This window comes from Thermosynechococcus sp., from assembly GCF_025999095.1.
In the GTDB taxonomy this organism is placed as follows: Bacteria; Cyanobacteriota; Cyanobacteriia; order Thermosynechococcales; family Thermosynechococcaceae; genus Thermosynechococcus.
In genome coordinates this window covers 95,304-113,914 of sequence record NZ_AP024678.1, presented here as the reverse complement: position 1 = coordinate 113,914, position 18,611 = coordinate 95,304, and the positions used below count along the sequence as shown (strand labels likewise).

Here is an 18,611-nt window from a genome sequence, read left to right as displayed (position 1 = left end):
AAGCCATGCCTGCGGTTACTCAATCCCTTGATGAACTCTGTGTTAATGCGATCCGTTTTCTAGCGATCGATGCGGTACAAAAGGCCAACTCTGGGCACCCCGGTCTGCCCATGGGGGCAGCTCCCATGGCCTACGTGCTCTGGAACCAGTTCATGCGGTTTAACCCCAAAAATCCGCAATGGTTCAATCGCGATCGCTTTGTCCTGTCGGCGGGTCATGGCTGCATGTTGCAGTATGCCCTGCTCTACCTCACAGGCTATGACAGCGTTACCATTGAGGATATTAAACAGTTCCGCCAGTGGGGGTCGCGCACGCCCGGTCACCCCGAAAACTTTGAAACCCCCGGTGTGGAGGTGACCACAGGCCCCCTGGGTCAAGGGATTTGTAACGCCGTTGGCTTAGCGGTGGCTGAAGCCCATCTGGCCGCCCGCTTCAACAAGCCCGACATCAAACTGGTAGATCACTACACCTACGTCATTCTGGGGGATGGCTGCAATATGGAGGGGGTCTCCGGAGAAGCCTGCTCCCTGGCTGGTCACTGGGGCTTGGGTAAGCTCATTGCCCTCTATGACGATAACCACATTTCTATTGACGGCTCCACCGACATTGCCTTTACAGAGGATGTTTGCAAGCGTTTTGAAGCCTACGGTTGGCACGTGCAGCACGTTGCCGATGGCAATACGGATCTCGCCGGCATTGCCAAGGCCATTGAAGCGGCTAAGGCCGTAACCGATAAACCGTCCCTCATTAAGGTCACCACTACCATTGGCTACGGTTCCCCCAACAAAGCCAACACTGCCGGTGTGCACGGTGCTGCTCTCGGTCCTGAGGAGGTCAAGCTTACCCGGGAAAACCTTGGCTGGAACTATGAACCCTTTGTTGTCCCCGAGGAGGTTCTGAACCACTTCCGCAAAGCCATTGAGCGCGGTGCCAGCTATGAAGCGGAGTGGAACCAAACCCTGGCCACCTACCGCCAGAAATATCCTGAGGAGGCTGCCGAATTTGAACGGCTGCTACGGGGGGAATTGCCCGCCAACTGGGATGCCAATCTCCCCAGTTACACCCCTGAGGACAAGGCCGTGGCTACCCGCAAGCATTCGGAAATTTGCCTGAACGCGATCGCCCCCAATTTGCCAGAACTCATCGGTGGCTCTGCCGACTTGACCCACTCCAACCTCACCGAATTGAAGTGTTCCGGGGACTTCCAAAAAGGTCAGTACCACAATCGCAACATTCGCTTTGGCGTCCGTGAACACGGCATGGCCGCTATTTGCAACGGCATTGCCCTCCACAATTCCGGCTTGATTCCCTACTGTGCTACCTTCTTAGTCTTTGCTGATTACCTGCGGCCTGCCCTGCGCCTTTCGGCGCTCTCCCAAGCGGGTGTTATCTATGTGATGACCCACGACTCCATTGCCCTTGGGGAAGATGGGCCGACTCACCAACCCGTGGAAACCTTGGCCTCCCTGCGTGCCATTCCCAACCTCCTGGTGATCCGGCCGGCCGATGGCAATGAAACCGCGGGGGCTTACCAAGTTGCCGTCCAACGGCGCAAACAGCCTACCCTGCTGGCCCTGACCCGCCAAAATGTGCCCAACTTGGCCGGTAGCTCCGCGGCGAATGTCGCCAAAGGTGCCTATATCCTTGTGGATTGTGGAAGTACCCCCGACTTGATCCTGATTGGAACAGGTTCAGAAGTCTCCCTCTGTGTCAAGGCCGCTGAAACCCTGACCGCCAATGGCAAGAAGGTGCGGGTGGTGTCCATGCCCTCTTGGGAACTCTTTGAGGAGCAATCCCCTGAGTACAAAGCCAGTGTGCTGCCGGCGGGGGTAAAACGCCTTGCTGTGGAGGCGGCTGCTAGTTTTGGTTGGTGCCGCTATGCCGATGCAACGGTATCAATCGAACGCTTTGGTGCCTCGGCCCCTGGTAACGTCCTCATGGAGAAATTTGGCTTCACTGTGGACAATGTCGTGGCCAAAGCCAATGCCCTTCTCAGCTAAGTTCCAGTGGTACGTCTTTAGACGGAAAATATCAATAGATGCCCAGGGTGGAGGGTTATACTCCTCTGCCCTGTTTTGTCCTTTGGTAAAGACCCTATGCCACGTCGTCGGAAACAATTTCCCTGCGGCCATTACGGGTATGGTCAAGTGTGTCATCGCTGCGCCCAGTTAGCCCAGGCCAAAGCTCTAGAGGCAGCCCAGCGGGAACAGGCCCGCCTAGCGCGACAGGCATGGCAGGCCTCCTTTGCCAGCGATGTGGTGGATCTAAGGAGATTGCCCAAGGGAATTGTCCTGAAAGCGCGCCAAGTGATTGCACAACTCCTTGCAGGAGCTGACTACCGTCAGTTTAAGGGGAAGCGTCTCAATCACGATCGGCGGGTGATTAGCATTCCCCTGAGTTATGACTATCGCCTTATTTGCTATGACACCGGCGATCGCATTGAACCCCGCAGTGTCCTCTCCCATGAGGCCTACAATGTCAAAAAACCCCTCGCGTGATGCGATGTCCCTACCTACTGACCACCCTTGGTATGCGGCGGCTCAACTGCTGCAACCGGCGCTGATTCGACTCCTTGATCATCTGCGGCGATCGCTAGAAACTTCCCCTTGGCAGGGCACCTATGAAACCGTTGAGATTCCCTGTGGTGAAGCCGAACCCCAAATTCTCTATTGGCTGCATTTACGTCAGGGCGATCGCCAGCAGCGGGTGAATCTGTGGGAGCTGTGCTACCAAATTTGTTTTCAGCAGTACACCCCAGACCTCGACTACAGCGGTATCCATGACTTTCGGGTGGGGGAGGTGCAAGCTGACCTTAGTCTTTTTGATGCTGCTGGCGAAGTGGACTGGCACAAGCTTGATCGGAAGGCAGCCCAGGTGGTTGCAGCGCTATTTGCGGCTTTGGATTCCCCTTGATTTTAACTTCTTGGAGAAGCAATAGCTCAGGTTGCCACAGGGAATGACCCACGACGACCCGCTGCATGGTATGCTCCAATGCCATAGGAATCTTTTTACCGAAGCAGCATGGGCTCAAACTATCAAAACCAGCAAAACAGTAATGAGCAGCCTTGGGAAGAGGAAGACTTCGAAGAGGAAATGGAGCAGCTCCGCCTCTACGATGATGCGGGTCGCTTCCTCGACTGCTACATTGAGTTTCGTCTGAATGTGCAAGGGGAAACCTATGCGCTGCTGCGCCCGGTGGACTACCCCGTAGAAATTTTTGCGGTCGTGGCTGAAAACGACGAGGAAGAAACCTTGGTGCCCCTAGAGGAGGAGGAAATTGATGAAGTCTTTGATACAGCCCGTGCCATCCTTGCAGAACAAAACCTCACCCTCAAGCGCACCGCACTCACCCTCACCGTAGTAGGCGAACTGCCAGACCTAGATGAAGATGAAATTCTCACGGTTGAGGTAGAAGCCGATGATGGCATCGAGGAGTATCAACCCCTCGGTAGTAGCTTCTTTTATGGGACACGGGAATACAGTGTTTATACGCCCCTGAGTCCTACCCTTTATGTGGCTCGCCTGGTTCCTGGTCAAGAGCCTGAACTGCTTTCTCCCCAAGACTTTGAACACTTGCAACCCCTCTTGGAGCAGCATTTGGTGACCCATTTGCTGGAACAGGAGGACTGGGAGGACTAGACCTTGCAAACTCTTAGGGTGTGCAGCGTAGGATCGGTGGCCCCCACAATCTCTGCCCCGACTTCTTGCAGGGTTTGCAACGCTGCAATCACTGATTCAGTGAATCGTTCGCCAGCGATGACAGTGGGAATCCCGGGTGGGTAGGGGGCGATTGTTTCGGCGCTAATCTCATTGAGGGCCGCCCTCAGGGGAACCGCTCTCTGTGGGCAAAAGTAGGCCTCCCGTGGTGAGAGGATCGGTTCTTTGAAGCTGGGGAGGGATGGCATGGCCAGGGGCGGCAGCGGGGCATTGTGGCGGTATTGGCTGTAAACACTTTTCAGGCGATCGCTTAAGGTTTCTAGCATTGTTTGCGTGGTACCAAGGCCAAGGCAAAAGGTCAGCGATCGCCCACTGGGAAATTCAGCAATGATCTGCGGTTGCAGCAGCTCATCGAGGGCAAACCCGGTCAGACCTATCGGCCAAGTCCCTAGGGTCAATCGCAGCGGATCCTGGGGAATGCCCGTGGGCTGCCATCGCGGCAATGGCCATTCAGAGGTCTTGACCCACTGCAGAAGTCGCCCATAGATTTGCTCTCCCTGCTGAGCCATTTGCACTCCTGCTCGCTCAAGGGCTGCCAGCAACCAATAGCTAGGACTGGTGGTTTGCACTAGGTTGAGGGCCTGACTCAAGCGTTCAGCAGATACCCGCTCTCCCTTCAGATGCAGCACTGCCGTTTGGGTTAACGTTCCGAGGGTTTTGTGCCACGACTGCACCACCACATCCGCGCCTGCGGCCAAAGCGGCAACGGGAAAGGCTGGATGATAGGCAAAATGGCTGCCGTGGGCTTCATCGACAATGAGCGGCACACCGTGGCTATGGACAGACTGGGCAATCTCTAGCAAGGGCGAGCAGAGGCCTTCATAGGTGGGACTGACAAGCACCACGGCCTTAGTATCCGGATAGGCAGCCAAACCAGCGGCAACCACATCACGAGTGACTGGTAATGGCAGCCCCCACTGCGGATCAACCCCAACTCCCAAATAAACAGGCTTTGCCCCCGCTAACACCAGTCCCGCAATCACTGAGCGGTGGACATTGCGACCCACGAGAACGCGATCGCCCGGACCAACTGCTGCCAAAAGGGCGGCCAAAAGGCCAGCGGTTGCCCCATTGACGAGAAACCAGGCGCGATCGCTCCCCATTGTCGCTGCCACTGCCGCCTGTACCTCTGCCAGGACCCCTGTGGGTTGAGCCAAATTATCAAGGCCGGGCAACTCACTCAAGTCTTGGGCTAAGGCCGTTCCCCAAAGGGCACGCAACAGTGGCTCCATGCCTCGACCCCGTTGATGACCGGGGGTGTGCAAGGGAATTGTGTGGTTTTGGGCTAAAAGAGCAGCAAGGAGAGAAGTCGTCAACTACAATTAATGTTAGGCTTCTAAGTAATTATACGGATTTAGGGATGTCTATACCGCAAAACGATCGGTTGGAATATTCACTGCTGTCGGAGCGTGAGCTACAGGTGTTGGAACTTGTGGCGGCGGGGTTAACCAACCAAGATATTGCTGCCAAATTAGACATCAGCAAGCGCACGGTAGATAACCACATCAGTAATATTCTGATGAAAACAAAATCAGAGAATCGGGTGGCACTTGTGCGCTGGGCTTTAGCGTGGGGTAAAGTTTGCTTGAATGATGTGAATTGTTGTGCTCTGCCCACCCCCCCTACCCAGCCCCATGAGTGAACGTGTGTACTACAATCGGCAAATGCCGTTGGCCGTCTATCGTGAGCTGGCTGCCCACTTGCAGTTACTCGATGGGGTTTCTGTGCGGCTGTTGCCCCAAACCTGTTCCCACTTTGACTACGAATTGAGTCAAATTGAGGGCATTGCCGTGGCTGTGCTCCCCACCCTTGACCCCGGGACTCAAGCACGATATGAGGAGATTCTGGAGCACTACGGCCTTCAGCACGGCGGCTGGCAATGTTAGCGATCGGGATTTTTTAGAAACCCCGTGGTGCTCCCTACTATAGACTGACGATGCAACCCGAAGAGTTTCTCGCTCGCTATGCCGAGGGCCAAACCAATTTTCAAAGTGTGAATTTGGCGGGCATTAGTCTTGTGGACGCCGATTTAATCGGCATTGATCTGCGGGGTGCAAGTTTACAGGGGGTACACTTTCAGTTTTGTCATTTTGGCCGTGCTGACTTTAGCTATGCCCTGTTCACGGGTGCCCGGTTGGAGGGATGCAACTTTACCCAAGCGATTTTTAATGACAGTCATTTTCGCGATGCTCAATGTCATGGTTGCGTGTTCGATCGCGCCAATTTCCAGGGGGCAGATCTCACCTTAGCGGCTTTTCGCGACTGTAACTTCCTTAGTAGTGATTTGCGACAGGTCAGTTTAAGCCATGCGGTTTTGGCGGGCTCCTGTTTGCGCAGCGCCAACTTGCGCAAAGAGAACTATCAGGAGGGGGCAAGTCTGGTGGGGGCAGATCTGCACCAGGTGGATCTCCAAGGAACGAATTTGTCAGGGACAGATCTATCGCGGGTGAACCTCAAGGGGGCCAATCTCAAGGAAGCTAACCTGAATGCTGCCAACCTTGTCCAAGCCAACTTGGAAAATGCCAATCTTCAAGGGGCGATTCTCACCCGTGCCATTCTCTCTAAGGCGAATTTGGTGGGGAGCAATTTGCAGCAGTCACGGCTCCTCCAAGCGGATTTGCGGGGAGCAATTCTCAATCAAGCGGATTTGCGTCAGGCAATTCTCTCAGAGGCGCGGCTCGATGATGCCCAAGCTCAAGGGGTGAATTTGCGGGAAGCGGTTTTGAACAAAGCGGATTTGCGGCGTACCGATTTGACGGGGGCCGATTTGCAGGAAGCTCGCCTGATTGATGCCTACCTCGCCCGCACGAATCTCAAGGGTGCCAATTTACGCCAAGCCAACCTAATGCGTGCTGATCTCAGCAGTGCTGTGTTGTTGGAGGCGTGTTTGGCAGAGGCCCTCATGCCCGATGGCAGTATCTTTCTCTAGGGGGGTTGCTATAGTACAACACAGAAGCAGTTCCCCTCAAAAGCATGGTAGAGTTTGCAGCAGCACTGGCACCAGAGCTAATCATTCAGTGGGTGAATGCGATCGCCAGCGTTCCCCAAGACCAGTGGGATGCTTTGGCGTTGCCCCTCGAAACCCCCTTCTTGGAATGGGAATGGCTGCATCAAATTGAAGCCTCCGGCAGTGCAACGCCCCAAACCGGTTGGCTCCCCCAGCATTTGCTGGTTTGGCGCGATCGCCAGGGTCAGCGGCAACTGGTGGCCGCCGCGCCTCTGTATGTCAAAGGTCATAGTCAAGGGGAATTTGTCTTTGATCACCAGTGGGCAGAGTTAGCCGCGCGGTTGGGTATTCGCTATTATCCAAAGCTGCTGGGGATGGCGCCCTTTACACCGGCGGTGGGCTATCGCTTTCTGATGGCGGAGGGGGTGGATGTGGCCATGATGACCAAGGTGATGCTCCATGAAATTGATCGCCTTTGTCAGCGCCACCGCTTTTCCAGTTGCCACTTTCTCTATGTCGATCCCCAATGGCAGCCCGCTGCCGAGGCCTACGGTTATCGCGCTTGGCTCCACCACAGTTACATTTGGCAAAATCGCAACTATCAGACCTTCGACGACTACCTAGCGGACTTCAATGCCAACCAACGCCGCAACATCAAGCGAGAGCGCAAGGCCGTGGCTCAAGCGGATCTCACGTTTCGGGTTCATCGGGGGCAGGAGGTCAGCCGTAGCCTGTTGCAACAGATGTACGATTTCTATGCTGATACTTGCGACAAATTTGGCTGGTGGGGCAGCAAATATCTGACGCGGCAGTTTTTTGAAGGCCTGAGCGATCGCTATCGCCATCGCGTGGTGCTTTTTGCCGCCTATCCCAACAACGGTGGTCAGCGTCCCATTGCCATGTCCTTTTGCATTACCAAGGGAACCAATCTCTACGGTCGCTATTGGGGCTGTACCCGTGAAATTGATTGCCTGCACTTTAGTGCCTGCTACTACGAACCCATTGAGTGGGCGATCGCCCAAGGGATTCAGCGCTTTGATCCTGGCGCCGGTGGACGCCATAAAAAACGGCGGGGTTTTCCAGCGACTCCCAACTACAGCCTGCACCGTTTCTATGAACCACGTTTAGCGGCAATTTTTGACCACTACATTGACCAGATCAATGACGAGGAGCAAAGGCTGATTGATACAATTAATGCCGATTTACCGATGAAGCAGCACTAAGGCTGGGAGGCTGTCAGCAGCTCTGGCGAGTCAGAAGTCTCTTGGAGATGGGCAAGTTCAGCAACAAAATCACTAATGCCCTGGAATTGGCGATAGACCGAAGCAAAGCGGACATAGGCGACTTCACTCAGGTGGCGCAGTCGTTGTAGGGTTGCTTCCCCCAATTCGGCGCTGGTGACTTCGCGGCGCGATCGCAACTGCAAATCCGCCTCAATATCATCCACAAGGGCTTCAATTTTTTGTTGGGGAATGTTGGTTTTACCACAGGCGGTCATAATGCCCCGCAGCAATTTCGAGCGATCGAAGGACTCGCGATCGCCATTGCGCTTAATGACCGTAATGGGCACAAACTCAATCCGCTCATAGGTGGTAAAGCGACGACCACAGGCTAGGCACTCGCGCCGCCGCCGAATACTTTGCCCCCCTTCTGCCGATCGAGACTCTAGAACACGACTATCTGTATGGTGGCAATAGGGACACTGCATAGGGATCCCGCTGATTCAGGCACCTGTAGAGTATCATAGCGGATTCTTTTCACTCACTAACCTTTGTCAGAGCTGCGACAGTGTTTGCTAGGCTAGGGGTATCCCTTGGGTATCCTGCCATGACCAATCCAAACCCCCAAAAGAAACGCAATCAACCCACGATCATTAACGTCGAACCTGAAAATTTACTGCTCATTGCTGCCCTGAGTCTCTTTATTCCGCTGCTGATCGTCGGCTTTTTTGCACACTAGGATTCCTTAAAAAACAAGATCACTTGCGATAGGTACAGCGTAAAATCTAAAAATTTTTGTTTTTCATTGTAAATAGAAAAAAGATAAATATCTCAGCATCCTTTGCTGTCGAGGATTTGCTGCGCCAAAGTCTGCCTGTGACGGCATGATTTTGTCAGGACAAATTCTGAGAAGCTTAAATAAGGCTTAACTATTCAATTGTTAAGTTATTAAAAATTAAAAAAAAGATCACGAAACCTCGAAGAATCAGTGATCCAAGTTTTAGAATCATTTATAGACAGTCTCTAGAGCGAAAAAGCTTTTCTAGACTGATGGGGCTCGTTGGCCGGATTCTCAAAAATTAAGTTTTTTTGGAGGAAAAACAATGAATAACCGTCAATTTCAAGACAGGATTCAATATCTCAAAATTGATCACTCAATGAATGATTTCAGGATCAAAAGGATGACTAATCAATATGCATTAAAATACCGACACAAAAATTAATTAAAACTTAAATCTCTAAAAAAAAGAAGAATCAGTACTCCCGCAAAACCAAACTCTGTTAGCAAAAATTAGGGAGGTTGCCTAGGCTATGAGTATTAGCGAGCTATCAAAGTTCATTCATCGAGAAAATTACTCTCCTGAGCACAATCTTAGGATGCAAAAAAGTTGAAATGACTTGGGTAGTTTGTAATCTAGATAACAAAAATGACCTTTTTTTCATAGTCTAATTTTTACTAGCACAACGAGAGTAATAGGCAGTTTTGCTCTCCCCGCTAACCTGATAAGATGTAAGGTCCTAGCTTATGACTTGTACACTGTCGATCTCAATGATCTACCACCTGCGGCGGTTGTTGCGGCAGTATCAGCCATTTCTTAAGCCTGTCATCTACGAAGGAGCAGGGCTAGTGGCCAATGCCGAGGCCGATTTCCATGCCGTCCTTGAGAGTCTCTATCCCGATACAGAGCAATTGGCAACAGTCACGGAACAGTTGGCTAGACTGATTGTTTTGCACCAGAAAAAAGACCTGCTCTCCACGGAGCAATATGAGGCAGTTGCCCAGCAGATTTTCTGGATTCTGGGATTAAAATACACGTTACCCCACATGGGATCAGTATCTATGACCGGCTAGCCAGCAGAAGATAAAAGTTTTTTGCCTGCACATCAAGATTTTCAAAGAGACCGAGGAGTCTTGCTGTCTAGGAGAGCCAGTTTTTGGTTTGTTGAGCATTTAAGCTAGGATATTTCCATGGAGCAGGATGACTCACCTTTATCTTTTCAATTACGGTGGCCAATGGTGAATGGTCAAACAGGCCATGGATTTGATTTCCCGCTAGGTACTGATCCCTATGACTTACTGCGGGGTGTTTGTGCCCGTTTACCGCTGCTCGTTCTCTTCTATGACAATGAGGGACACATTCATTCCCTTAACCAAGAGGTGACGACCCAGTTGGGCTGGGATACAGGGGATTTGATCACAGGGGATTTTTTGAGTCAGTGCTTTCCCGATCTAGAAACCCAGCGGCAGATGCGTTATTGGATGATTCATCCTCCCAACGGCTGGCAGGAGGTACCTGTCCATGGTGCCGATGGTCAAGTTTTAGAGATGATTTGGGCTTTTGTGCGCTTTCCGAATGGGGCAGGTTTAATCTGTGGCTACAACATTACCGATATGAAGTTAACTCAGGCGGCGCTCCTGGAAACCAGCGATCGCTATACGCTCCTGACCCGTAGCATCAATGATGGTATTTGGGACTGGAATTTGACCACCAATGAGACATTTTATTCCGCCCGCTGGAAAAATATTCTTGGCTATCAGCATGACGAAATTGGCAATCACATTGATGATTGGTTCAAGCGCATTCACCCCCAAGATGTGGAACGGGTGAAGTTGAATTTAATGCTCCATATCCGCGGCCAAACCCCCCATTTCCACCAAGAGTTTCGCATTCTACATCGCAATGGTGCCTATCGTTGGGCTTTGGCACGGGGGCTGGTGCTGCGGGATGCCCATGGCAATGCCAGACGGGTTGCGGGTTCTCTGACCGATTTGACGGAACATCGCCTTGCCGAAGCCCAGTTGCTTTATGATGCCCTCCATGATTCGCTGACGGGGTTAGCCAATCGCACGCTTCTCTTTGACCGCATTGAACAGGCGACTCGCCATGCTCGTCGTCGTTCCGATTACAAGTTTGCAATTTTGTTTATTGATATTGATCGCTTTAAGGTCATTAACGACAGCCTTGGCCACAGTTGTGGCGACTTGATTTTGATTGAATTGGCCAATCGTCTCACCCGCATTGTCCGCGCCGATGACACGGTGGCTCGTATTGGGGGCGATGAGTTTGTGATTTTGCTGGATGACATTAGTGACAACACCGATCCTTTGGGGGTTTGCGATCGCATTCTCAGTGAACTGAATAAACCCTTTGTAGTGAATGATCAGCCGATCGCACTCAGGGTGAGTATTGGCGTGGCCACGCGATTGGCCTCCATTGAGAAGGCAGAAAACTATTTGCGCAATGCCGATATTGCCATGTATCGTGCCAAGCTGGCGGGGGGAAATCGCTATCAAGTCTTTAGTGAAGACATGCATTTGATGGCGCGCGATCGCCTCTCCCTAGAAATCGGGTTGCGCCAAGCCATTGAGCGGGACGAATTTACTCTCTTTTACCAGCCCATCTACCGCCTGAGGGACAATGCTCTCTACGGCTTTGAAGCCTTGATTCGCTGGCAGCATCCCACTCAAGGCTTACTCCTGCCCGATCGTTTCATTCCCCTTGCGGAGGAAACGGGATTGATTCTGCCCATTGGGGACTGGGTGATCTGGCGTGCCTGTCGTGATCTCCAGTACTGGCACGAGCAATTTCCCCAGTGTGAGTTATCCGTGAACGTGAATTTATCCAATCGGCAAGTCATGCACCCTGCTCTAGTCGAGCAAGTGTTGGCTGCTTTGGAACAGACCCAGATTCCTCCCCATTGCCTGCACCTGGAAATGACCGAAAGTGTGGGGATTGATCAGCCAGATCAGGTGCGGCAGACATTATGCCAACTGAAGGCCCAGGGAATCAAGCTGAGTCTTGATGACTTTGGCACGGGCTATTCCTCTCTGTCCTATTTGACCCATCTGCCCATCGACATCCTCAAAGTTGATCGCAGCTTTGTGAAGCTCATCACGGAAACCGACCAAAGACCCCTCGTGGTTGATGCCATTGTTAGCCTTGCCAAGGGATTGGCGTTGGAAGTGGTGGCCGAAGGGGTGGAGCATCCCTATCAAGTGACGCGACTGCGGGAACTCGGCTGTGACTATGTCCAAGGCTATTATTTCTCGCGACCCCTCACTACTGAGCAGGTGGCTGCCCTATTAGCGCAGATTCACACCCCCTAGAAAGACAACCTAGAAAGACAACTTCATTGCAAACCCGACTCCCTAGGGATGGGTTTCGGAACTGACGCGGTACATCAACTATGGGCTGATGGCAATCATCAGAATTGGGGCGGCGAAATACAGTAAATCACGGGGCGTTTTGACACTAAAGGCAATCAATTTTAAAGAAAGTCTCCACCAAAGCCATGACCATTGTTTTTAGCAGTTTATCCTTGGGCTGATCTAAGCCCTAAGTTTGCAGCAGGGAAACAGCGCGATCGCGAGCCAGACCTGTGTCAAGGGAAACTGGATTGGCAGACCTTAGGGCCAGACGTTGCTCCCCATCCCGAGGATCCTTTAATCGACCGTGCCCAGCAATTTGGGGTACAAATTTCCACAATAAGTTCCGCCCTCGGCCGGCTGGCCATCACCCGAAAAAACAGATGCCCTACCAAGAACGCCCTGTGGAAGAGCGACAGCGGATGTATGCAGGGTCCAAAGGTTCTATTGCGGAGGTGATTTGCAAGGATTGTCCTAGATAGTTTCTCATTTTTGATTGAAATAGCTCTAACAAATCAGAGAAAAAGAACGAGAATAAATATAGACCGTATTCAGTCTGAAAAAGGCTATCACCTCTTTTGCTCATCTATTCCCTCGATGTCCCTTTGGCAAGTTGACCTTTACCGTCGGCCTTTGCGTACCCCCAGTGGTCTTGATCTGTGGGAACTTGTGATTTGTGATCCTGAAGAAAATTTTTACTACACGACTTTTTGTCCTGAACCACTGGTGAGTAGTCCCTGGGTTGCCACAGAATTCAACCGTTGTGGTCAGCCCTTGCCGGAGCGAGTCAAGGTCTTTCGCCCCGAAAGTTTAGGGCTAGTGGAAGGAGCCTGCCGACAACTCAACATCCCCCTAGAGCCCACCCGCCGCACTCCTGCTCTGAAGCACTACCTGTGCCAACGCGCTCAGGAATACCCAAGCCTGAAAACCTACACGGGTGAAGCCTACGATCCCTTGGCCATTGAGCAGCTCCCGCCCCTGCCCTTGCCGGATGATATTTGGGGGGAATCTTGGCAGTTTGCAGCGATCGCGCCCCCCGATTTGCAGCAACTGATGCAGTACCCTTTACGGATTCTGGCCTTTGAAAGAGAGATGCTGCCGGAGTCCCTAGACTTGGCGGCAGACACCCTGATTCCGGGAATTATTCTCTATGGGGGTCGCAAATCCTTGAAGCTGGCTCGCTGGTTCCAAGAGCAAGTGCCCTATCGCCTAGAGTTTGTACCGGGGCAGCCCTGTGGCGTTCTCCTGCACAGTGGATTGCGCGATCGCTGGGTGTTTTTAACGTTTCAGGATTCGGAAATTATGCAAGCGGGAGAGGTGTTTCGCGATCGCCTGCACCAAAGCCAAGGCTTGCACTTTCTGCTCATTCAGCCCACTCCCAAGGACACGACCTACACTGCTCTGTGGCTACTGCAAGCCCTTGAATAGCCTAGGGTTTAAGTCTATTCTGCGCCAAACGTTCCTGAAGGGTGCGAGTTTCCTCTAGAACTGTTTCAATGCCTTCAAGGTGGGTCTGGCGCACAAAGTTAATTTTTAGTTCCTCTAGCCATACCACCAACAGGTCTTGGATCACCTTGCCCACCTGTTCCTCTTGGAGTTCAGCACTCAGGGTTTGGCCAAATTTTTGCGCTAGTTGACTCACCAGCAAAGCGCCTTCGCGGGGTGGATTGTCTTGGTTTTTGCTTGCTTGCTCCAACAGCAGAAAGAGGCGATCGCTCATCTCCTTGGCAAGGGATTGGCGCCACTGCAGGGGTAAGGCCCCTAGGGTCGGACTCTCGAGCAATCGCCGATAGGGGGGTGCTTGCCGTAGGACTTGATCCACACTGTAGGCCACTAATGCTTCCACTTCTGGCCGCAGTTGGGGCACGACACGCTGGAGGATCACTTGAACCACCAAGGCCGCCAGTTCCCCCAATTCATCAATGTCATCCACCCTGCGATTGACGCTATTGACCTGTAAGCCAGAGGCACGGGGAAGCCAGTGGCTAAACTGCCCGCGGCGAATGGCCTTTTGCAGTTGCGTCAGCACTTGCAGGACAACCACCTCTGAAATATCGGTAGCGATCGCCCCCACCAAGCCCTGGGATAGCTGCCGCTCCAGGGTATCAAGGCAGATCAGACCCGCTTGATCGAGGCGAATCATGACGGGAATTACCCGCAGCCATGCCCACGTCGGTGCCAACCACCAAAAGGGAAAAAAGAGGAGGGCATCGTACCAGCGCCATAGCATGGCATCTCGCCAGCGATAACCAGGGTACTGCCGACTCAGCCAAAACGTGCGACCCAAGAACTCAACAAAGAAGAGGAGATTAAAGGGAAGATCCAAAACGCTAAACCGATTCAGAAAGTCCCCATCCTCGCCATAGGCGCGCCAATAGTTGGTCGCTATTAGGGGAGTGATGTGCTTCTCAAACCAATTCAGGTTGCTCCGCCAGTCCCGTTCATTGATGTACTCCGAACTCCAAAAGCGCTCAAAGGCTTCCTTGGAGGAGGCATCCCGACTGCCAAAGACCCGCTGCCGCATGCGATTCTTAATCTGCTCAAGGATGCCGGTCTTATCGGCCAGAGCAAAGGGGTTGGTGTCCACCATGGTTTTACTCTGCTGTTGCAACTGCGTCAAAAGCGCTTGAGTTGCTGGGGCATCCACCCCTTCAGTGGTAATGGTGTGCCGTAGTTGGTTGACGGTGTTGATGTACTGCTGCGTTACTCGGTGGGGTTGAATGCCTTTGATGGGGTCATAAAGGTGGGTAATCGGCAACGGTTGGGGGAGATAAATCACCCGCTGAATTAGGGGAATGCGGACTTTTCCCAACAGCCAAAAGTCCCGCAGCGGAATATAGGTGAGATCAAAAAGCACCAACGCCAAGTTGAGGCTGGCGATCGCCGCCATTACCCGCTCATAGGTTCGATTCAGGGGCTTATCCAACACAGCCCTCCCCTAACGCAGGCGGACATAGCCGACTTTTTCAATGATTGCCTGTCCTTGGTCGGTCAACAGCAGAGCCGCATAGGCACGCCCGGCTTGGGCATCGAGGCTATTGTCATCCTTAGCAATGACAAACAGGCGACGGGTAACCGGATAGGTGCCGTCCTGAAATCCTTGATAATTTAGCGTGTTCCGCCGCTGTGGACACTGGGAGGAATCCACGTAGGGTTCTTGGTAAGGAGGAACGTACTGATTCGGCTGACGCCCCAAGGGCAAGGGTCGCACACTGCACTGACCAACAATTTCCGGTGCCGATGCGTAGTAAATTCCGCCCACGGTCGTCCCCAAGCGCCGCAGTGCATCCGTGGTATCTCGTACCATAACGACATTAGTGCTCAGTTGCTGCCCGCCCAAGACCTCTTGGACAAAAAATTCCACGGTACCGCCATCTTCCAAGCGTCGTGAAAAAGGGGTAATGGTCAGATTCGGCCCCCCCACTTGACTCCAGTTCCTGAGTTTACCGGTGTAAATATCAACCACCTGCTGGACTGTTAAGCCGGGAATCTTGAGGGTTGGATTGACGGCGATCGCGAGGCCATCGATCGCCACCGGCAATTCAACGAGCTTGATACCCTGACTCTGCGCCTGCTGCCGCTCCTGGTTATTCAAAGGGCGTGAGGACTGGGCAAAGGCAATTTGATTGTTCAGTAACATGCGAATACCACTGCCCGATCCCGGTGTACCGGTTACTGGATCCGTGTAGCGCAGACGAAAATTTGGCCAAGCCGCTTGAATTAAAGGATCGACATCGCGGCGAATCGGCGCCCACGTGGTACTGCCTCCGTACTGAAACGTCCCACTGGGAACATTACTGACATCACTGAAATTGGCGCCCGACCTCTCTGGTGTTTTTTCTGCCGGCGAAGTAGACAACCCGCCAGTGACTTGTTCTAGGGGATTTTGATAGCCTAGGAGCCGCAGGACAAGCACTGCCCCCACCCCCAGCAGGCTACAGGTCAAGACAAGGGAGAAGAGCAACGGGAGCAAGTTACTATTGCGAGACATGGCAGAACCCGTAAAAATCTGCCCCTAGACTAGCTTAAAGTGGTTGCTCCTGAGATCCTGAGGCAGCAGGTTTTTCCCTTAGGGGCCATGGTGCACCGTTTTCACCCACCGCAGACGTTTTGCCCGTAGGGCCATCCGCAAGGTGGTTGTACTCACCACTGGCAACCAGTGGAACATGTATAGGGTTCCCCGTAGGCTCTGCCAAAACAGTTGCCACACCCCCACCGATTGAGCCTGAGGAATACCCCGCAGCATCCCCACCATCGAAATCGTCAAGCTTAGTGTTGTCAAGGGCACTAGTACCGGCGGGCGGTGGCGCAGCAGGGCCATCAGCAGATCGGGAATGGTCGCCGTAGGAATAGCATATTTAATCAAAAACCAGCAAAACACATCCCAGCTTTTTTGCCAGCCAAGGCGATTGCGCAGCAAGGGCTGCCAGTAGTCGAGATAGCTTTGGTAGCCGCCCTCGCTCCAGCGATTGCGTTGGTGCCACAGTGCCAGCAGTGTGGTCACACCCTCTTCCTGGACCGCTGGATTCATCAGCACGTCAATCTGCCAGCCGTGGAGATGCAGCTTCAGACTGAGATCTAGATCGTCAGTAATGGTTTCCTCATTCCAGCCCCCACAGCGCTCTAGGGCTTGCCGCCGCACAAATTGGCCATTGCCCCGCAGTTCTCCCATGCCGCCACAGGCAACTCGCTGCTGTTGATAGTAGGCATCGAGAATCATCTCGACCGCTTGACCTTGGGTCAGCCAATTCATGTCGGCATTACTGATCGCTTTGCGCACTTGGACGGCGCCGACACTGGCCACCTGAAAGCGGTTGACCACCTCCTGCAGGAGATCTGGGGGTACCGTGGCATCGGCGTCAAAGACGCCAATAATTTCTCCCCGTGTCAGGGGTAGGACTTGATTGAGAGCCCCGGATTTGCCACCCCCTGCCCCTGGCAGCCGCCGCAGCACTTTGAGATGAGGATACTGCTTTTGTAGTTCGCTCAAAATATCGGGGGTGCGATCGCTGCTGTTGTCATCAATGATCCACACTTCGTAGTGGGGATAATCCAAGCGGCAGAGGTTTTTCACCAGGCGACCAATCACCGCCTCTTCATTTTTGGCAGCCACCACCAACGACACCATCGGCGGCACACTTTCGGCTGTCTCTGACGCTGGCAGACTTTGGGGTTTGGCGCGCCAGTAGCGCAGGGTTTGTAAACTCATCAAGAGGGTTAGGACATAGATGAGCCAGATACCACCAACAATCAGGTGAATGGCGATCGTGCTACCCCAAATTAGAGATAGCACTAGGAAAGCCTTGCGACGGCGACCCTCAGAACGCGGTTGTAATGGAGGACTCTCTGGGTCATCAACCCACTCCGACAGGAGTTCGTCGAAGGGGTCGGCTTCGTTGTAGAAACTGTTTTCGGGCCAGGAATTCTCCGGCATAGGTCACCTGATTGAGAAACCAGTACTTATCCAGTCCCTTAAAGAAGCTGGGAATGAGATAACACCACACTGTGCAGCCTTCGCAGACGGGGAGTCGGCCTTGGGAGCGGCGATACTCCTCTACCACCTCGGAGGACTTGTACAGTTCGTACAGGCGACCATTGATGGGGACTCCCTGCTGCGCAAAGTGGTAACACGGCAGCAGCAACTCATCATTGGGGGAGATGGCAATCACAGCATCCACCGCCTTACAACGGGGATTGTGAGTCCTGTTTCCCCCAGCGCGAATGAGGGCTAGTGCTGCCTTATTGTAACCAACATTGTTATACTTCTTCGCTGTTTGTTCAATGCTGTTGGCAATTTCGGGAGTGGGGTTCTTTTTGTCGTTGTAGTGTTCGTGGGCAGTAAAGGCAGGGTTGAGCCAAACCCGTACTCCTAAACTTTGGGCAAATTCAGCGACTTCCCCAATTCGCTCATAGTTCTGGGCTGTCACGGTGTGGTTCAGCACGGGATATTCACCCAGCTCAAGGGCAATTTTGACCGATTCCACCAGCGTGTCAAAAATTTTCACGCCCCGCGACTGATCGTGGGTGGCAGCATCCGGTCCATCGAGGGAAAAATTCAAGAAATCCACCACCCCCTGAATTTCCTTGGCACGACGGGGATAGAGAATCGTATTTGTGGTCATGCTGGTCATGAAACCAAGACGCTTGGCCTCGCGGTAGATGGCTGGGGCATCGGCACGCAGCAGCGGTTCGCCCCCTGTAAAGTCCACATATTTCACCCCCAAGCGCTTCAAGTCGCGGAGATTGGTTTGGATAGTGCTAAAATCAGCTTCTTTGCCCGGTTCCAGCGCCCAAATGTCACAGAAATGGCAGCGGGCATTACAGCGGTAAGTCAGGTAGTAGTTAGCAACCAGTGGACTCATTGAGTATCTTCCTTAGGAAATTTCAGCAAGGCCAAGAGGAATGGGCAAAAATAGCAAATGAGTTTATGCAAGCAATTGAAAGATTTCTAGACAAAACTTCATCGGAGTTTGAATTGATGAACAGTTTAGCACTCTGCTGAGCTGAAGGAGGGCCATTGCTCACCTGAACCTGCTGCCAGTTTAGCAATGCTTATTATTGATAAAAATTTTTTATATTA

19 protein-coding genes are annotated in these 18,611 nt (G+C 52.7%); 13 read left to right on the top strand and 6 right to left on the bottom strand.

The genetic code is table 11. The annotated features are described in order from the left end of the window. The first annotated feature begins 5 nt into the window (after window positions 1-5). The 4 genes from tkt (at window position 6) to Q0W94_RS00550 (ending at window position 3,639) form a co-directional block, all read left to right on the top strand. The gene (tkt, locus tag Q0W94_RS00565) at window positions 6-2,000 is read left to right on the top strand and encodes a transketolase (RefSeq protein ID WP_297759816.1); all 1,995 of its coding nucleotides are present in this window, start codon (window positions 6-8) and stop codon (window positions 1,998-2,000) included. A gap of 96 nt (window positions 2,001-2,096) precedes the next feature. Further along, window positions 2,097-2,498, top strand: a complete 402-nt coding sequence (locus Q0W94_RS00560) for a hypothetical protein (protein ID WP_297759815.1) — start codon at window positions 2,097-2,099, stop codon at window positions 2,496-2,498. A 4-nt stretch (window positions 2,499-2,502) separates the two neighbouring features. After that, complete coding sequence (locus tag Q0W94_RS00555; protein ID WP_297759814.1) at window positions 2,503-2,913, top strand: hypothetical protein; 411 nt, start codon at window positions 2,503-2,505, stop codon at window positions 2,911-2,913. A gap of 108 nt (window positions 2,914-3,021) precedes the next feature. Beyond that, window positions 3,022-3,639, top strand: coding sequence for a DUF3727 domain-containing protein (locus Q0W94_RS00550; RefSeq protein ID WP_297759813.1), 618 nt, complete (start codon window positions 3,022-3,024; stop codon window positions 3,637-3,639). Here the strand turns inward: Q0W94_RS00550 and Q0W94_RS00545 are convergent. Continuing rightward, on the bottom strand, window positions 3,636-5,033 hold the full coding sequence (locus Q0W94_RS00545; protein WP_297759812.1) for an aminotransferase class I/II-fold pyridoxal phosphate-dependent enzyme: 1,398 nt from the start codon (window positions 5,031-5,033) through the stop codon (window positions 3,636-3,638). The two genes, Q0W94_RS00550 and Q0W94_RS00545, sit on opposite strands and share 4 nt — an antisense overlap. A gap of 44 nt (window positions 5,034-5,077) precedes the next feature. Between Q0W94_RS00545 and Q0W94_RS00540 the strand changes: the two genes are divergently transcribed. The 4 genes from Q0W94_RS00540 to Q0W94_RS00525 are packed head-to-tail and all read left to right on the top strand — an operon-like array spanning window position 5,078 to window position 7,887. Next, the gene (locus Q0W94_RS00540) at window positions 5,078-5,359 is read left to right on the top strand and encodes a helix-turn-helix transcriptional regulator (RefSeq protein WP_297759811.1); all 282 of its coding nucleotides are present in this window, start codon (window positions 5,078-5,080) and stop codon (window positions 5,357-5,359) included. After that, window positions 5,352-5,603, top strand: coding sequence for a hypothetical protein (locus Q0W94_RS00535; RefSeq protein WP_297759809.1), 252 nt, complete (start codon window positions 5,352-5,354; stop codon window positions 5,601-5,603). The genes Q0W94_RS00540 and Q0W94_RS00535 overlap by 8 nt, the downstream gene beginning before the upstream one ends. Before the next feature lie 50 nt (window positions 5,604-5,653). Beyond that, window positions 5,654-6,646, top strand: coding sequence for a pentapeptide repeat-containing protein (locus tag Q0W94_RS00530; RefSeq protein ID WP_297759808.1), 993 nt, complete (start codon window positions 5,654-5,656; stop codon window positions 6,644-6,646). Window positions 6,647-6,690: 44 nt separating this feature from the next. Beyond that, window positions 6,691-7,887 (top strand): GNAT family N-acetyltransferase, encoded by a 1,197-nt coding sequence (locus Q0W94_RS00525; protein ID WP_297759807.1) that lies wholly within the window; start codon window positions 6,691-6,693, stop codon window positions 7,885-7,887. On the opposite strand, the gene nrdR is transcribed toward Q0W94_RS00525, so the two are convergent. Then, on the bottom strand, window positions 7,884-8,372 hold the full coding sequence (nrdR, locus tag Q0W94_RS00520; RefSeq protein WP_297759805.1) for a transcriptional regulator NrdR: 489 nt from the start codon (window positions 8,370-8,372) through the stop codon (window positions 7,884-7,886). The genes Q0W94_RS00525 and nrdR overlap by 4 nt on opposite strands. Window positions 8,373-8,491: 119 nt before the next feature. Between nrdR and Q0W94_RS00515 the strand changes: the two genes are divergently transcribed. From Q0W94_RS00515 to Q0W94_RS00500, 5 genes are all read left to right on the top strand, one after another. Further along, on the top strand, window positions 8,492-8,623 hold the full coding sequence (locus tag Q0W94_RS00515) for a hypothetical protein (RefSeq protein ID WP_297759803.1): 132 nt from the start codon (window positions 8,492-8,494) through the stop codon (window positions 8,621-8,623). A 786-nt stretch (window positions 8,624-9,409) separates the two neighbouring features. Beyond that, window positions 9,410-9,736, top strand: a complete 327-nt coding sequence (locus Q0W94_RS00510) for a hypothetical protein (RefSeq protein ID WP_297759801.1) — start codon at window positions 9,410-9,412, stop codon at window positions 9,734-9,736. 117 nt (window positions 9,737-9,853) lie between these two features. Continuing rightward, window positions 9,854-11,992 (top strand): bifunctional diguanylate cyclase/phosphodiesterase, encoded by a 2,139-nt coding sequence (locus Q0W94_RS00505; RefSeq protein WP_297759798.1) that lies wholly within the window; start codon window positions 9,854-9,856, stop codon window positions 11,990-11,992. 192 nt (window positions 11,993-12,184) lie between these two features. Next, window positions 12,185-12,490: an IS630 transposase-related protein gene (locus Q0W94_RS12315; RefSeq protein ID WP_399371889.1), complete on the top strand. Its 306-nt coding sequence runs from the start codon at window positions 12,185-12,187 to the stop codon at window positions 12,488-12,490. A 138-nt stretch (window positions 12,491-12,628) separates the two neighbouring features. After that, window positions 12,629-13,459: a Tab2/Atab2 family RNA-binding protein gene (locus Q0W94_RS00500; protein ID WP_297759796.1), complete on the top strand. Its 831-nt coding sequence runs from the start codon at window positions 12,629-12,631 to the stop codon at window positions 13,457-13,459. A gap of 1 nt (window position 13,460) precedes the next feature. Here the strand turns inward: Q0W94_RS00500 and Q0W94_RS00495 are convergent, their stop codons facing one another. The 4 genes from Q0W94_RS00495 to Q0W94_RS00480 form a co-directional block, all read right to left on the bottom strand. Next, on the bottom strand, window positions 13,461-14,957 hold the full coding sequence (locus Q0W94_RS00495) for a hypothetical protein (protein WP_297759794.1): 1,497 nt from the start codon (window positions 14,955-14,957) through the stop codon (window positions 13,461-13,463). Window positions 14,958-14,969: 12 nt separating this feature from the next. Then, the gene (locus Q0W94_RS00490) at window positions 14,970-16,022 is read right to left on the bottom strand and encodes a PstS family phosphate ABC transporter substrate-binding protein (protein ID WP_297759792.1); all 1,053 of its coding nucleotides are present in this window, start codon (window positions 16,020-16,022) and stop codon (window positions 14,970-14,972) included. 78 nt (window positions 16,023-16,100) lie between these two features. Then, window positions 16,101-17,465 carry a glycosyltransferase family 2 protein gene (locus Q0W94_RS00485; RefSeq protein ID WP_297759790.1) on the bottom strand — a complete coding sequence of 455 codons (1,365 nt, stop codon included), beginning with the start codon at window positions 17,463-17,465 and terminating at the stop codon, window positions 16,101-16,103. Next, on the bottom strand, window positions 17,386-18,393 hold the full coding sequence (locus Q0W94_RS00480) for a radical SAM protein (RefSeq protein ID WP_297759788.1): 1,008 nt from the start codon (window positions 18,391-18,393) through the stop codon (window positions 17,386-17,388). The genes Q0W94_RS00485 and Q0W94_RS00480 overlap by 80 nt, the downstream gene beginning before the upstream one ends. Window positions 18,394-18,611: the final 218 nt, after the last annotated feature.

Excerpts from the sequence above, each read along its gene's own strand:
- Q0W94_RS00560 (WP_297759815.1), top strand. The coding sequence starts at position 2,097 with ATGCCACGTCGTCGGAAACAATTTCCCTGCGGCCATTACGGGTATGGT.
- Q0W94_RS00555 (WP_297759814.1), top strand. The coding sequence starts at position 2,503 with ATGTCCCTACCTACTGACCACCCTTGGTATGCGGCGGCTCAACTGCTG.
- Q0W94_RS00505 (WP_297759798.1), top strand. The coding sequence starts at position 9,854 with ATGGAGCAGGATGACTCACCTTTATCTTTTCAATTACGGTGGCCAATG.
- Q0W94_RS00485 (WP_297759790.1), bottom strand. The coding sequence starts at position 17,465 with ATGCCGGAGAATTCCTGGCCCGAAAACAGTTTCTACAACGAAGCCGAC.
- Q0W94_RS00535 (WP_297759809.1), top strand. The coding sequence starts at position 5,352 with ATGAGTGAACGTGTGTACTACAATCGGCAAATGCCGTTGGCCGTCTAT.
- tkt (WP_297759816.1), top strand. The coding sequence starts at position 6 with ATGCCTGCGGTTACTCAATCCCTTGATGAACTCTGTGTTAATGCGATC.
- Q0W94_RS00510 (WP_297759801.1), top strand. The coding sequence starts at position 9,410 with ATGACTTGTACACTGTCGATCTCAATGATCTACCACCTGCGGCGGTTG.
- Q0W94_RS00490 (WP_297759792.1), bottom strand. The coding sequence starts at position 16,022 with ATGTCTCGCAATAGTAACTTGCTCCCGTTGCTCTTCTCCCTTGTCTTG.
- nrdR (WP_297759805.1), bottom strand. The coding sequence starts at position 8,372 with ATGCAGTGTCCCTATTGCCACCATACAGATAGTCGTGTTCTAGAGTCT.
- Q0W94_RS00480 (WP_297759788.1), bottom strand. The coding sequence starts at position 18,393 with ATGAGTCCACTGGTTGCTAACTACTACCTGACTTACCGCTGTAATGCC.
- Q0W94_RS00540 (WP_297759811.1), top strand. The coding sequence starts at position 5,078 with ATGTCTATACCGCAAAACGATCGGTTGGAATATTCACTGCTGTCGGAG.
- Q0W94_RS00550 (WP_297759813.1), top strand. The coding sequence starts at position 3,022 with ATGGGCTCAAACTATCAAAACCAGCAAAACAGTAATGAGCAGCCTTGG.
- Q0W94_RS00515 (WP_297759803.1), top strand. The coding sequence starts at position 8,492 with ATGACCAATCCAAACCCCCAAAAGAAACGCAATCAACCCACGATCATT.
- Q0W94_RS00530 (WP_297759808.1), top strand. The coding sequence starts at position 5,654 with ATGCAACCCGAAGAGTTTCTCGCTCGCTATGCCGAGGGCCAAACCAAT.
- Q0W94_RS00525 (WP_297759807.1), top strand. The coding sequence starts at position 6,691 with ATGGTAGAGTTTGCAGCAGCACTGGCACCAGAGCTAATCATTCAGTGG.
- Q0W94_RS00500 (WP_297759796.1), top strand. The coding sequence starts at position 12,629 with ATGTCCCTTTGGCAAGTTGACCTTTACCGTCGGCCTTTGCGTACCCCC.